12 protein-coding genes and 1 tRNA gene are annotated in these 13236 nt (G+C 72.1%); 9 read left to right on the plus strand and 4 right to left on the minus strand.

Annotation, left to right across the window (positions count from 1 at the left end):
- Nucleotides 1-17: 17 nt before the first annotated feature.
- Nucleotides 18-926, plus strand: a complete 909-nt coding sequence (locus tag ACJJVL_RS03300) for an alpha/beta fold hydrolase (RefSeq protein WP_405216887.1) — start codon at nucleotides 18-20, stop codon at nucleotides 924-926.
- A gap of 4 nt (nucleotides 927-930) precedes the next feature.
- Nucleotides 931-2001 (plus strand): glycosyltransferase family 4 protein, encoded by a 1071-nt coding sequence (locus ACJJVL_RS03305; protein ID WP_405216888.1) that lies wholly within the window; start codon nucleotides 931-933, stop codon nucleotides 1999-2001.
- Between the two features lie 723 nt (nucleotides 2002-2724).
- Here the strand turns inward: ACJJVL_RS03305 and ACJJVL_RS03310 are convergent.
- Nucleotides 2725-3537 (minus strand): Sir2 family NAD-dependent protein deacetylase, encoded by an 813-nt coding sequence (locus ACJJVL_RS03310; RefSeq protein ID WP_405216889.1) that lies wholly within the window; start codon nucleotides 3535-3537, stop codon nucleotides 2725-2727.
- A 58-nt stretch (nucleotides 3538-3595) separates the two neighbouring features.
- Here ACJJVL_RS03310 and ACJJVL_RS03315 point away from each other — a divergent pair, with 58 nt between their 5' ends.
- Both ACJJVL_RS03315 and ACJJVL_RS03320 read left to right on the plus strand, forming a co-directional pair.
- The gene (locus ACJJVL_RS03315) at nucleotides 3596-4414 is read left to right on the plus strand and encodes a TrmH family RNA methyltransferase (RefSeq protein WP_405216890.1); all 819 of its coding nucleotides are present in this window, start codon (nucleotides 3596-3598) and stop codon (nucleotides 4412-4414) included.
- Nucleotides 4411-5676: a D-alanyl-D-alanine carboxypeptidase family protein gene (locus ACJJVL_RS03320; protein WP_405216891.1), complete on the plus strand. Its 1266-nt coding sequence runs from the start codon at nucleotides 4411-4413 to the stop codon at nucleotides 5674-5676. Before ACJJVL_RS03315 ends, ACJJVL_RS03320 begins: the two co-directional genes overlap by 4 nt.
- Before the next feature lie 62 nt (nucleotides 5677-5738).
- On the opposite strand, the gene ACJJVL_RS03325 is transcribed toward ACJJVL_RS03320, so the two are convergent.
- Entirely contained in the window at nucleotides 5739-6548 is an 810-nt protein-coding gene (locus ACJJVL_RS03325) for an SGNH/GDSL hydrolase family protein (protein ID WP_405216892.1), read from the minus strand.
- Between the two features lie 85 nt (nucleotides 6549-6633).
- Between ACJJVL_RS03325 and dinB the strand changes: the two genes are divergently transcribed.
- Genes dinB through hutC form a run of 4 tightly spaced genes read left to right on the plus strand, consistent with a single transcriptional unit; the run spans nucleotide 6634 to nucleotide 11433 of the window.
- On the plus strand, nucleotides 6634-7980 hold the full coding sequence (gene dinB, locus ACJJVL_RS03330; RefSeq protein WP_405216893.1) for a DNA polymerase IV: 1347 nt from the start codon (nucleotides 6634-6636) through the stop codon (nucleotides 7978-7980).
- Entirely contained in the window at nucleotides 7977-9686 is a 1710-nt protein-coding gene (hutU, locus tag ACJJVL_RS03335) for a urocanate hydratase (protein ID WP_405216894.1), read from the plus strand. The genes dinB and hutU overlap by 4 nt, the downstream gene beginning before the upstream one ends.
- Nucleotides 9683-10645 carry a formimidoylglutamase gene (gene hutG / locus ACJJVL_RS03340; RefSeq protein WP_405216895.1) on the plus strand — a complete coding sequence of 321 codons (963 nt, stop codon included), beginning with the start codon at nucleotides 9683-9685 and terminating at the stop codon, nucleotides 10643-10645. The genes hutU and hutG overlap by 4 nt, the downstream gene beginning before the upstream one ends.
- Nucleotides 10642-11433 carry a histidine utilization repressor gene (gene hutC, locus ACJJVL_RS03345; RefSeq protein ID WP_405216896.1) on the plus strand — a complete coding sequence of 264 codons (792 nt, stop codon included), beginning with the start codon at nucleotides 10642-10644 and terminating at the stop codon, nucleotides 11431-11433. Before hutG ends, hutC begins: the two co-directional genes overlap by 4 nt.
- Before the next feature lie 2 nt (nucleotides 11434-11435).
- On the opposite strand, the gene ACJJVL_RS03350 is transcribed toward hutC, so the two are convergent.
- Together ACJJVL_RS03350 and ACJJVL_RS03355 are read right to left on the minus strand one after the other, a co-directional pair.
- Nucleotides 11436-11675, minus strand: a complete 240-nt coding sequence (locus ACJJVL_RS03350; protein ID WP_405216897.1) for a PspC domain-containing protein — start codon at nucleotides 11673-11675, stop codon at nucleotides 11436-11438.
- 91 nt (nucleotides 11676-11766) lie between these two features.
- Nucleotides 11767-11852 (minus strand) — tRNA-Leu (locus ACJJVL_RS03355).
- An 89-nt stretch (nucleotides 11853-11941) separates the two neighbouring features.
- On the opposite strand from ACJJVL_RS03355, the gene ACJJVL_RS03360 reads away from it, so the two are divergent.
- Complete coding sequence (locus ACJJVL_RS03360; RefSeq protein WP_405216898.1) at nucleotides 11942-13234, plus strand: M20/M25/M40 family metallo-hydrolase; 1293 nt, start codon at nucleotides 11942-11944, stop codon at nucleotides 13232-13234.
- The last annotated feature ends 2 nt before the right edge of the window (nucleotides 13235-13236 follow it).

Below are 13236 nucleotides of genomic sequence, written 5' to 3' on the forward strand. Positions count from 1 at the left end.
GCCGGTAGGCTCGGCGAGTGCCTGAGGAAGACGGATCCGTGGATCGGCGAGCGGTCGCATCGCCCTACCGAGCGCTGCTCGAGCAGCTGCCGCGGCGCCAGCGCGAGCTCACCATCGACGGCGTGCGCACGGCGGTGTTCGAGTACGGCCCCGAGGACGCGCCGCCCATCGTCTTCGTGCACGGCTTCCGCGGCGATCACCACGGGCTCGAGCCGGTCGCGGCGCACCTGCCCGGCATGCGGGTGATCGCGCCCGACCTGCCCGGCTTCGGAGACTCGGATGCGCTGCCGCACGCCACGATCGACGCCTACGCGAGCTGGCTGCGCGGCCTCGTCACAGAGGTGGCGCCCGGCGCGGTCGTGCTCGGGCACTCCTTCGGGTCGATCGTGGTGGCGCACGCGGCGGCGACCGGCCTGGATGCATCCCGGATCGTGCTCGTCAACCCGATCGCGACGCCGGCGCTGGCGGGCGCCAACAGGATCGGGTCGCTGCTCGCACTCGGGTACTACCGCGCCGCGGCCGTGCTGCCCGAGCGCGCGGGCCTCGCGCTGCTGGGCGCACCGCCGATCGTGCGCGGCATGAGCGCATTCATGGCGAAGACGCGCGAGCCGCAGCTGCTGCGGTGGATCCACGATCAGCATGACCGCTACTTCTCGCGCTACGCGTCCCGCCAGTCGGTGCTGGAGGCATTCGACACATCCATCCGCCACACGGTCGGCGAGGTGGCAGACCGCATCGCGCAGCCCGTGCAGCTCATCGCCGCCGACCGCGACGACATCACGCCGCTGGCGCACCAGCACCGGCTGCGCACGCGGTTCCCGGATGCGCGGCTCTCGGTGCTCACGGGCGTCGGCCACCTCGTGCACTACGAGCAGCCGCGTGAGGCGGCCCGCGTCATCCGCCGCTTCCTGGCAGAGCAGGGGTAGCCGGGTGCGCATCCTGTTCGACTGCCGCTACGTGCGCTTCCCGCGGCACGACGGCATCTCCCGCTTCTCGGCGGAGCTCGTCGCGGGCCTCGCGCGCGAGCACGACGTCACGATGCTCATCAGCGACGCACGGCAGCGCGCGATGCTGCCGGAGCTGCCATTCCTGCTCGGGCCGTCGCCGACCGGCCCGCTCGAGCCCCTCACAGCCTGGCGGCTGCGCGGCGTGCAGGTCGACATCGCCTACTCGCCGATGCAGACGATCGGCGCCGCGGGCCGCGCCTGGCCGCTCGTGACGACCGTCCACGACCTGATCTACTATCGCCACCCGACGCCGCCGCGCGACCTGCCGGCGCCGGTGCGGCTCCTGTGGCGGGCCTACCACCGCTCGTTCGCGCCGCAGCGGATGCTGCTGAACGCCGTCGACGGTGTCGTCACCATCTCCGAGACCACGCGCGGGCTCATCGAGCGGCACCGCCTCACGGGGAAGCCGGTCGCGATCGTGCCGAACGCGGCCGCGGCGCTGGGAGCGCCGGTCGAGCACCGGGCGCCTGCGACCAAGCGTCTGGTCTACATGGGCTCGTTCATGCCCTACAAGGATGTCGAGACGCTCGTGCGCGCCGCTGCGCTGCTGCCCGACCATGAGCTGCACCTGTGCAGCCGCATCGACGCCGCGACGCGCGACCGCCTCCGTGCGCTCGCACCGGGCGCTGCCATCGTGTTCCACGACGGCGTGGCGGACGACGAGTATGCCGAGCTGCTGCGCAGCGCCACCGCGCTCGTGCATGCGTCGCGCGACGAGGGCTTCGGCATCCCGCTGCTCGAGGCGATGACGCTGGGCGTGCCGGTCGTGGTCGCCGACACCGAGATCTTCCGGGAGGTCGGTGGCGACGCGGCGGTGTACTTCCCGGTCGGTGATGCGGATGCGCTCGCACGCGCCGTGCGCGATCTGGAGGGGCAGTGGGCGGAGCGGTCGCGAGCCTCGCTGCAGCGGGCTGCCGCCTTCAGCTGGCGCGACTCCGCGACACGACTGGGAACCTTCCTCGAGGAGATCGCGGCGGCTGCGCGCCGCCCGTAGGCCGCGCCCGCAGATCGAACCGCCCGCAGATCGAGGAGGCGGCGGCCGCAGGCCGCTGCCGTCACGAGATCGAAGGGCCAGCGCTCGCACGTCCGATCTCGTGACGCGGGCGTGCTGCGCACACCCGCTCCTCGATCTACGAGGGTGGGCGGGCTCGCACGGCCGATCTCGTGACGCGAGCGTGCTGCGAACGCACGCTCCTCGATCTACGAGCGGGGGCAGGCTCGGCCGCCAAGCCCGCAGATCGAGGAGGCGGCGGCCGCAGGCCGCTGCCGTCACGAGATCGAAGGGCCAGCGCCCACACGTCCGACCTCGTGACGCGGGCGTGCTCCGCACGCGCGCTCCTCGATCGACGAGGGAGGGCAGGCTCGGCCGCAGCGCCGCAAAGCCCGCAGATCGAGGAGGCGGCGGCCGCAGGCCGCTGCCGTCACGAGATCGAAGGGCCAGCGCTCGCACGGCCGATCTCGTGACGCGGGCGTGCTGCGCACGCACGCTCCTCGATCGACGAAGGAGGGCAGGCTCGCACGCCAAGCCCGCAGATCGAGGAGGCGGCGGCCGCAGGCCGCCGCCGTCACGAGATCGGAGGGCGCGCTCGCGCGTCCGATCTCGTGACGCGGGCGCGCTGCGCACGCACGCTCCTCGATCTACGAGGGTGGGCGGGCTCGCGTCCGGCCTCGAGACGCGGGCGTGCTTCGCACGCGCGCTCCTCGATCGACAGGAAGGCTAGAAGGGGGCGACGAGGGAGTCGGCGATCGCCGTCAGGGACTCGCTGGTGCCGCCCTCGACGCGCACCGCGGCGCGCCCGTCCCACTTCGTCTCGCCCCGATTGACGATCACGATGGGCACCTCGCTGCGCCGCGCGACCTCCAGCAGCCGGGTGCCGGAGTTCACCATCAGCGACGATCCCGCCACGAGCACCACGTCGCCCGCCGCGATGACGTCACGCGCCGCTGCGAAGGTCTTCGGCGGCACGAACTCGCCGAAGAAGACCACGTCGGGCTTCAGCATCCCGCCGCACACAGGGCACGCGGGCACCTCGAAATCCTGCGCCGCATCGATCTCGACGTCGCCGTCGGGCTGCAGCCGCACCTGCTCCGGCACCACGATCCACGGGTTGAGCAGCTCGATCTCCGCGGCGATCCGCTCGCGGCTGAAGGTGGTGCCGCAGTCGAGGCACGTGACCGTGTGCATCTGCCCGTGCACGTGCACGACCTCCTGCGATCCGGCCCGCTCGTGCAGGTCGTCGACGTTCTGCGTCGCGATGCCGCTCACGAGCCCCGCCTCCTCAAGCCGCGCGAGTGCTCGGTGCCCGTCGTTCGGATGCACCGAGGCGAAGCGCTGCCACCCGAGGTGGCTGCCGGCCCAGTAGCGACGTCGGGCATCCTCGCTCGAGCGGAAGGTCTCGAAGACCATGGGCGTGCGCCTGGGCGCACCCGCACCGCGATAGTCGGGGATCCCGGAATCGGTCGAGATGCCGGCACCGGTCAGCACCGCGATGCGGCGGCCGCGGAGCAGGTCGATCGCTGTGTCGAGCACGGCTGCAAGCCTAGTGCGCCACTACCCTCGAAGCACGGCGACGTCGGGGGAGCAGCGCATGCAGATCATCGAGATCGACTCGCTCGACGACCCCCGGCTGCAGGACTACGTGGCGCTGACTGACGTCGCGCTCCGCCGCCGCACCGAGCCGGAGCGCGGTCTCTACATCGCCGAGTCGCAGACGGTGCTCGAGCGCGCGCTGCGCGCCGGCCACCGACCCCGCTCGGTGCTCGTGGCACCCCGCTGGCTGCCGCAGGTGGAAGCGGTCCTGCAGGAGTCTGCCGCGACCGGCGGTGTGCCTGTCTTCGTCGGCGAGGAGCCTGTGCTCGAGCAGCTCACCGGCTTCCACCTCCACCGCGGCGCGCTCGCCTCGATGCAGCGGCCCGTGCTGCCGGATGCCTCGGCGCTGCTGGCGCAGGCACGTCGGGTCGTCGTGCTCGACGGACTGGTCGACCACACCAACGTCGGTGCGGCCTTCCGCTCGGTCGCGGGCATCGGGGCCGACGCCGTGCTCGTCACGCAGACCTGCGCCGACCCGCTCTATCGTCGCAGCGTGCGCGTCTCGATGGGCACCGTGCTGCAGGTGCCGTGGACCCGCATCGAGTCGCTCGAGGCTGCCGCACCCATCTTCCGCGACACCGGCTTCGAGACCGTCGCGATGGCGCTCCGCGATGACGCGGTCGATCTCGAGCAGTACGCCGCCGACCCTGCCGAGCGCGTCGCGCTCGTGTTCGGCTCGGAGGGCCCTGGGCTGAGTCGCCGGGCGCTTGCCGCCGCCGACCGGGTGGTGCGGATCCCCATGCACCACGGCGTCGACTCGCTCAACGTCGCCGCCTCAGCCGCGGTGGCGATGTGGGCGCTGCGAGGCGCCGCGTGACGGTCACCGCTGTGAGTCAGCGCGCCAATCGGACCCATCCGCTCGTCACGCTGCTGCGGGCGCTCCTCGTGCTGGTGCTCCTCGCCGCGATCGTCGCGGGCGCAGCCGTGCTGTTCGCTCCCGCACCCGCGGTCGCGGCGCGGCCGCTGGAGCCGACCCCGCCTGCGCTGCCGGCGGCCACGGTCGAATGGCCGGAGCAGGCGCGAGCCGCGGGCTTCGGGGTCGTCGGCGTCGATGGCCAGGAGGATGTGTGGCAGTCCTGGGGGAGCGAGGAAGCGCATCCGATGGCGAGCGTCACCAAGCTCGTGAGCGTCCTCGTCGTGCTGGCCGAGCATCCGATCGAGGGCGACGAACGCGGTCCGCTCATCACGCTCGGTCCGGATGACGTCGCCGCGGTCGCAGACGCGCTGAGGGAGAACGCGCCCGTCGCTCCGGTCTTCGACGGCATGCAGGTGCATCAGCGCGACCTCATCGAGTGGGCACTCGTGGACTCAGCCGGCAACGCGATCTGGTCGCTCGCGAACTGGGCGTTCGGCAGCATGCAGGAGTTCGAATCCGCCGCTGCCGCCTGGACCGCGCTCCACGGCTTCGACGACACGGTGCTCCGCGACGCTGCCGGACTGGATGCCCGGAGCGTGTCGAGCGCCGAAGACCTGACGCGGATCGCGCTGCGGGCAGTGGCAGAGCCGGTGGTGCTCTCGACGCTGCAGCTCGAATCCGTGCAGATCCCGGGGATCGGCACCGCGCCCAACACCAACCGTCTGCTCGGGGTGAACGACATCGACGGCGGCAAGACCGGCACGCTGCGAGTCTGGGGCCGCAACCTGTTCGCGACCGCGGTTCGAGAGGTCGACGGCGTCGAGCGTCGCATCGTCGGCGTGGTGATGGGGACGATCGCAGCCGATGAGACCGACGCCGCCATGATCGGCATGATTGAGAGCGTCTGGCCGAACTTCACGACCCGCACGATCATGCCAGCCGGGACGGCGATCGCCGAGTATCCGGTGCCGTGGGGCTCGCCGGTGCTGGCGGTGACAGCCGCAGACCTCGACGCGCAGGTCTTCGGGGATCAGGTGCCGACCGTCGAGACGACGACTCGGAGCGTCGTGGTGGGCTCGCCGCGCCTGCAGGTCGGCGAGGCCAGCGTCGCAGGCACAGAGACGACCGCTGAGGTGCAGATCACCGAGAGCGTTCCCGAGCCCGACCCCTGGTGGCGCCTGACGCACCCGGCGACCGCCGTCGGCTGGTACTTCGAGGACTGATCGTGCGGTGAGCGACCGGTGCGGCCGGGAGTGCTCGAGCCGATCGAATCGCGCCAGCGGGTTCAGTCGCCGCGGTGCTCGCGCGCGATCGGCTGCACGTGCGTCGGCTCCGGCCGCTTCGGCAGGATCGAGTCGCCCGACGACCTGCGGCGCAGCCGGCGCACGACCCAGGGCCCGAAGTGCTCCCGTGCCCACTGCAGATCCTCGCGTCGGAGCTGGTAGCGGGTGAGGTCGGGCAGCGGCTCGGGCTCCATGGGCGAGAGCTGGTGCTCGACACCGAGCGCGTCGAGCACCAGGATCGCGATCGCGTGGTGGCCGTTGGGAGAGAAGTGCAGGCGGTCGGGCGCCCACATCTGCGGCTGCTGCAGATGGCGAGCCGACCACATGTCGGCCATGACGGCCCCGTGCTTCGCCGCCACGCCGAAGAGGTTCGCGTTGTAGATGCCCACCCGGCCGCGGATCGACCGCAGCACCGGCGTCATGGCGATGTCGGGGCCGTTGAAGAGCACGACCTCCGCACCGGTCGCTCGCAGCCTCCCCACGATGCCGTCCAGGCGCGCGGCAAGCGCATCCGGGTCGCCGCCGGGGCGAATGAGGTCGTTGCCGCCTGCCGAGATGGTCACGAGGTCGGGCTGCAGCGCGATTGCTGGCTCGAGCTGCTCGGCCTCGATCTGGCCGAGCAGTCGCCCGCGGATGGCGAGGTTGCCGTACTCGAAGTCGGGACGCGTGCGCGCGAGCTCCTCGGCGACGCGATCCGCCCAGCCTCGGACGCCGTTGGGCACGTTGGGCTCGTCATCGCCAACGCCCTCCGTGAAGCTGTCGCCGAGGGCGATGTAGCGGGTGTACGGATGCTCCATGCCGGCGTGCTGCATACGTCCATCCTGCCGTCCCCGAGCGCGCGCAGGAACCATCGGTGCGGGCGCGGCCCGTGTGGGCCCCGCGTGGGACGATGAACGCGTGAGCAAGCAGGACGGCTCGAACCGGCTGGTCTCGGGGCCCGGGATCGACGACACCACCGCGACGATCATGCACGTCGACCTCGATGCGTTCTTCGCGTCCGCCTCGCTGCTCGCACGGCCCGACCTGGTCGGCAGGCCGGTCGTCATCGGGCACGACTCCAGCCGCTCCGTCGTCACCGCCGCGACCTACGAGGCGCGCAAGTACGGCGTCTACTCGGCGATGCCGATGGCGCGGGCGCTGCGGCTGTGCCCGAGCGCCGTCATCCTCGAGCCGGACTTCGCCCTCTACTCGCGGCTGTCGACGCGCGTCATGGGCATCCTCGACGAGACCTCGCCCGACGTCGAGCGGCTCGGCATCGATGAGGCGTTCGTGGGCATTGCCGGGCTGCGCAGGCTCGCGGGTGGTGCCAACCGCATCGGGCCGGCGCTGCGGGCTCGCATCACCGCAGAGACGGGGCTCGTCGCCTCCGTCGGTGCTGCCAGCACGAAGTACGTGGCGAAGCTCGCCTCCTCGCGCGCCAAGCCCGACGGGATGCTCGTGGTGCCCGACGAGCGCGTCATCGAGTTCCTGCATCCGCAGCCGGTCTCGGCGCTCTGGGGCGTGGGGCCGAAGCAGCAGGAGCGGCTGGCGCGCTACGGCCTGCACACGATCGCCGATGTCGCCCACACGTCCCAGGAGCGGCTGAGCTCCTGGTTCGGCGAGGCCACCGGCCGCCACCTCGCCGATCTCGCGTGGGGCCGCGATCCTCGCGCCGTCGCAGAGCGCGGGCACGAGCAGTCCTTCGGTCACAACCACACCTTCTTCCGCGATGTCACCGAGCAGACCGAGCTGCAGGGCGAGATCCTGCGCCTCGCAACCGGGGTGGGTCGGCGCCTGCGCGACGCGAGCGTGCAGGCGCGCACCGTCACGCTCACGGTGCGCTTCCACGACTTCCGCACCATCACCCGCTCGCGCACGCTCCCGGAGGCCACCGACGTCACGCGCGTGATCGTCGAGACCGCCTGGTCGCTGCTCGACGCGCTCGGGACGCTGCCGCCCGTGCGGCTGCTGGGCGTGCGCGCGAGCTCGGTGCAGGAGGCGGGCGATCACGGGCTGCTGTGGGACGACACGGAGACGTGGGGGAGCGCCGAGCGCGCGATGGACGCCGTGCACGATCGCTTCGGCGCTGCCACCGTCGTGCCCGCCAGCATGCTGCGGCGCGAGCGCAAGCGCGATGACACCGGCCCCTCGGGCGGGGACCGACCCGCACCGCGACACGCGCACGATCGCTTGACCGCCTACCTGTCTATACAGCACGATGCAAGCAGCACCCGATCGCCGTCGCTCAACGAGGAGCCCCCATGACACTGTCGTCTCCCGGCCATGAGGCCAGGCCCGTCCGCGCAGCTCGCGGCGCCGAGCGCTCCGCGAAGAGCTGGCAGACCGAGGCTCCGCTCCGCATGCTCATGAACAATCTCGACCCGGAGGTTGCCGAGCGCCCTGACGACCTGGTCGTCTACGGCGGCACCGGTCGCGCTGCTCGCAGTTGGGCGGCCTTCGACGCCATCGTCGAGACGCTGCGCGACCTCGAGGACGACGAGACCCTCCTGGTGCAGTCCGGGAAGCCCGTCGGCGTGCTGCGCACCCACCGCTGGGCGCCGCGCGTGCTGCTCGCCAACTCCAACCTGGTGGGCGACTGGGCCACCTGGCCCGAGTTCCGGCGCCTGGAGGCGGAGGGCCTGATGATGTACGGCCAGATGACGGCCGGCTCCTGGATCTACATCGGCACCCAGGGCATCCTGCAGGGCACCTTCGAGACCTTCGCCGCGATCGCGAAGAAGCGCTTCGACGGCACCCTTGCCGGCACCATCACGCTCACCGGCGGCTGCGGCGGCATGGGCGGCGCGCAGCCGCTCGCCGTCACGCTCAACGACGGCGCCTGCCTCGTCGTCGACGTCGACGAGAGCCGCCTGCAGCGCCGCGTCGGCAAGCGCTACCTCGATGAGGTCGCCTCCGATCTGGACGATGCGCTCGCAAAGGTGCAGCTGGCGAAGGATGAGCGTCGCGGCTGGTCGGTCGGCCTGGTCGGCAACGCCGCGGAGGTCTTCCCGGAGATCCTGCGGCGGCATGAGGCGGGCGAGATCACCATCGATGTGGTCACCGACCAGACCAGCGCCCACGACCCGCTGTCCTACCTGCCGCTCGGGTACTCGGTGGCCGAGTGGCAGGAGCGCGCTGCCGCCGACCCCGAGGGGTTCACGCGCGACGCGCAGGCCTCCATGGCGGCGCACGTCGACGCCATGGTGGGGTTCCTGGATGCCGGCGCCGAGGTGTTCGACTACGGCAACTCGATCCGCGACGAGGCACGCCAGGGCGGCTGCGCGCGCGCGTTCGACTTCCCGGGCTTCGTGCCCGCGTACATCCGGCCGCTGTTCTGCGAGGGTCTCGGCCCGTTCCGCTGGGTCGCGCTCTCCGGCGACCCGGAGGACATCCGCGTCACCGACGAGGCGATCCTGGAGCTGTTCCCGGACGACGCGCACCTGCACCGCTGGATCCGAGCCGCGCAGCAGCGGGTCGAGTTCGAGGGCCTGCCCGCGCGCATCTGCTGGCTCGGCTACGGCGAGCGGCACCGCGCAGCGTTGCGGTTCAACGAGCTGGTGGCAGAGGGCAAGCTCTCTGCGCCCATCGTGATCGGCCGCGACCACCTCGACTCCGGCTCGGTCGCCTCGCCGTACCGCGAGACCGAGGCGATGGCCGACGGCTCGGACGCTGTCGCCGACTGGCCGCTGCTCAACGCGCTCACGGCCGCATCCTCGGGCGCCACCTGGGTGTCGATCCACCACGGCGGCGGCGTGGGCATCGGCCGCTCCATCCACACGGGGCAGGTGTCGGTGGCGGACGGCACCGCGCTCGCCGCCGAGAAGCTCTCCAGGCTGCTGCTGAACGACCCCGGCATGGGGGTCATCCGGCACGTGGACGCCGGCTACCAGCGAGCCGCGGATGTTGCCAGGGAGCGCGGCGTGCGGATCCCCATGGAGCCCGTCATCCGCGACAGCGGGCAGGAGCGATGACGCCGGCCGCGTGGCACGACGCGGTCGACCTGCCGCCGCAGCTGTGGTCCGGTCGCGACGACGGTCCGGGGCCCGAGCACGCCCGGTGGCACCAGGCGGTGGGGGAGTACGCCGCGGACGCCGCCCCGGGCATCGCCCTGATCGGCTTCGCGAGCGATGAGGGCGTGCGGCGGAACGGAGGCAGGCCGGGGCAGGTCGACGGCCCGGATGCGCTGCGCGCGGCGCTGGCACCGCTCGCGCTCGGGGGGCCGCTCACGGTCCACGACGCCGGCACGGTGGTTGCGGGCACGTCGCTCGAGGACGGGCAGGAGCGTCTCGGGCGCGCCGTCGCGAGCCTCATCGATGCCGGCCAGCTGCCGATCGCGCTCGGCGGTGGCCACGAGATCGCCTACGGGAGCTACCTCGGCATCGCCGACACCGCGCTGCGCGCCAGCGGGCGCCTGGGGGTGCTGAACCTCGACGCGCACTTCGATCTGCGCCGCGCCCCCCGCGCCTCCTCCGGCACGCCCTTCCTGCAGCTGCTGGAGCGCGAGGCGTCGCTCGGCCGCGTCGTGGACTACGCGGTCCTCGGCATCAGCGAGCCGTCGAACACGCGAGCTCTGTTCGAGACCGCCACCCAGCACGGCGTGCGCTGGCTGCTCGACGACGACAGCCGCACACCCGCGTCGGTCGACGGCTTCCTCGACGCGTTCCTGGACGGAGTCGACCTGCTCTACCTGACGATCGATCTCGACGTGCTGCCCGCCTGGGTCGCCCCGGGCGTCTCGGCGCCCGCCGCATTCGGTGTGCCGCTCGAGGTGGTCCAGCACGTCTGCGATCGCGTGGCCGCGAGCGGCACGCTGGCGCTCGTCGACGTCGCAGAGCTCAACCCCGCCTTCGACGTGGATGGACGCACTGCGCGGGTGGCTGCCAGGCTCATCCACCGGCTCGCGGCGCGTCGCGCACCGCTCGCGCCGTGAGCGGTCTCGACGCGGACGCGCTCGCGCGCGAGTTCCACGTCGCGGGCGGCGACGGCACCCCCGCGTACCTGCGGATCAAGCGGCTCGTGAGCGCCCGCATCCGCACGGGCGAGTGGGATGCCGGCGATCGGCTGCCGTCGGAGCATCAGCTCGTCGCGGCCCTGGGCGTGTCGCGCATGACCGTGAACCGGGCGCTGCGGGAGCTCGCGGACAGCGGCGCGATCGTGCGCACCTCCGGCGTCGGCAGCTTCGTCGCCGCCGCCAAGGCGGCATCGCCGCTGCTCGAGGTGCGCAACATCGCCGACGAGGTGGAGCGGCGGGGGCACCGGCACCGCACGCGGCTCGTCTCGCTCGCAGCCGAGGATGCCGACGGGAGCCCCTTCGTCACCGGTGCCGCCGCCGGTGACGGTGCCGGTGCCGGTGCCGCAGACGATCGCGTGCACCGCTCGGTCATCGTGCACTTCGAGGACGAGACGCCCATCCAGCTGGAGGATCGGATCGTCAACCCCGCGCTCGTGCCCGGGTATCTCGAGCAGGACTTCACGAGCAGCACGCCGAACGACTACCTCAGTCGCATCGCCCCGCTGACTCGTGCAGAGCTCACGGTCGAGGCGGTGCTGCCGACCGAGGCAGAGGCGGCGCTGCTCGGCGTCGAGACCGCGGAGCCGTGCCTGCTGATCCGGCGGCACACCTGGTCGCGCGATGGGCTCGTGAGCATCGTCCGGCTGCTGCAGCCCGGCACGCGCAGCCGGCTGGAGGGCGGCTTCGACGCGTCAGGCGCCGACTGAGGTCAGCGCCGGCCCAGCCAGCGCTCGAGCGGGATCGAGCCCTCCTGGTTCGGCGTCAGCACCCATACGACGAGGTAGAGCCCCCAGCCGACCACGGGGAGCGCGAAGAGCAGGAGCATCACCACGCGCACGAGCCAGACGTTGAACCCCACCTTCGCCGCGATGCCGCCGCAGATGCCCGCGAGGAGCCTGCTCGGGCCGCGGCGGAAGCCGGCGGAGCGGATGGAGTTGAAGATCGACATGTCGCCAGCGTAGCCGCGCCGCCTGAGCGCCGCGCGGATCGCGTCCGGGAACGGGAAGAGGCCCGGAGCGGATGCTCCGGGCCTCTCACTGTGCGCGAGGGGGGACTTGAACCCCCACGCCCTAATACGGGCACTAGCACCTCAAGCTAGCGCGTCTGCCATTTCCGCCACCCGCGCAAGGTGTCGGACCACTTGGTGGACCAAGAGACGACAGTAGCACGGCGCTGGCGCGCTCGACGACCAGCGGCGGCCACTAGCCTGGATGGGTGACCGACCGACTGACTCGAACCGCGCGCATCGCCAGGGACCTCATCCGGATCGACACCCAGAACTGGGGCGAGGGTCGCTCGAACGGTGAAGCGGATGCCGCCGCCTACGTGACCGAGGTGCTCACCGCCATGGGCGTGGAGAGCCAGACCTTCGAGTCGGCGCCCGGCCGCGCGAGCGTCATCGCCCGTGTCGAGGGCGAGGACCCGTCGCTGCCGCTGCTCGTGGTGCACGGTCACCTCGACGTCGTGCCCGCCGACGCGTCCGAGTGGAGCGTCGACCCGTTCGCGGGAGAGATCCGCGACGGGCTGCTCTGGGGGCGCGGCGCGGTCGACATGAAGCAGATGGACGCCATGATCCTGGTCGCGCTCGAGCGCATCCTCGCCGCAGGCCGCAAGCCGCGTCGGGGACTCGTGATCGCCTTCTTCGCCGACGAGGAGGCCGGTGGCGTGTACGGCTCGCAGTGGCTGGTGCGCAACCACCCCGAGCTGTTCGCCGGCGCCACCGAGGCCATCAGCGAGGTCGGCGGCTACTCGATCGACATCGACGGCACGCGCGCGTACCTGCTGCAGACCGCGGAGAAGGCGCTGCAGTGGATCCTGCTGCGCGCCCGCGGCACCGCCGCGCACGGCTCGCAGCACATGCGCGACAACGCCGTGACGAAGCTCGCGCGCGCCGTTGCCGCAATCGGCGAGCACGAGTTCCCGGTCGAGATGACCGATACGACGCGCGGGCTGATCCGGGGCATCGCCGAGATCCTCGGGGTGCAGGACGACGACCCGGATGCCGTGGCCGAGCGCACCGGCACCGTCGCCCGCTTCCTGCGCTCGAGCCTGCGCCACACCGCGAACCCGACGATGCTCGAAGCCGGCTACAAGCACAACGTCATCCCCTCGGTCGCCGAGGCGCGCATCGACGTGCGCCCGCTGCCCGGCCGCGAGGCCGAGGCGATCGACGCGCTCCGCGCGCTCGTCGGCGATGAGATCGAGGTCGAGCTCGTGCACGGCGACGTGGGGATCGAGCATCCCTTCAGCGGTGCGCTCGTCGAGGCGATGACCGCCGCCATCGGCCGCCACGACCCCGGCGCACCCGTGCTGCCGTACATGCTCTCGGGCGGCACCGACAACAAGGCGCTCTCCGAGCTCGGCATCGCCGGCTACGGCTTCGCGCCGCTCAAGCTCACGCCCGACCTCGACTTCGCGGCGATGTTCCACGGCGTCGACGAGCGCGTGCCGCTCGAGGCGCTCGAGTTCGGCACCGACGTGCTCGAAGACCTCCTGCTGACCTACTGAGG

The sequence above is a fragment of the Agrococcus sp. Ld7 genome (assembly GCF_045064095.1).
GTDB lineage: Bacteria > Actinomycetota > Actinomycetes > Actinomycetales > Microbacteriaceae > Agrococcus.

Coding starts and splice junctions, on each gene's coding strand:
- ACJJVL_RS03325 (WP_405216892.1), bottom strand. CDS start 6,548: ATGCAGCACGCCGGCATGGAGCATCCGTACACCCGCTACATCGCCCTC.
- ACJJVL_RS03315 (WP_405216890.1), top strand. CDS start 3,596: ATGCAGATCATCGAGATCGACTCGCTCGACGACCCCCGGCTGCAGGAC.
- hutU (WP_405216894.1), top strand. CDS start 7,977: ATGACACTGTCGTCTCCCGGCCATGAGGCCAGGCCCGTCCGCGCAGCT.
- hutG (WP_405216895.1), top strand. CDS start 9,683: ATGACGCCGGCCGCGTGGCACGACGCGGTCGACCTGCCGCCGCAGCTG.
- ACJJVL_RS03350 (WP_405216897.1), bottom strand. CDS start 11,675: ATGTCGATCTTCAACTCCATCCGCTCCGCCGGCTTCCGCCGCGGCCCG.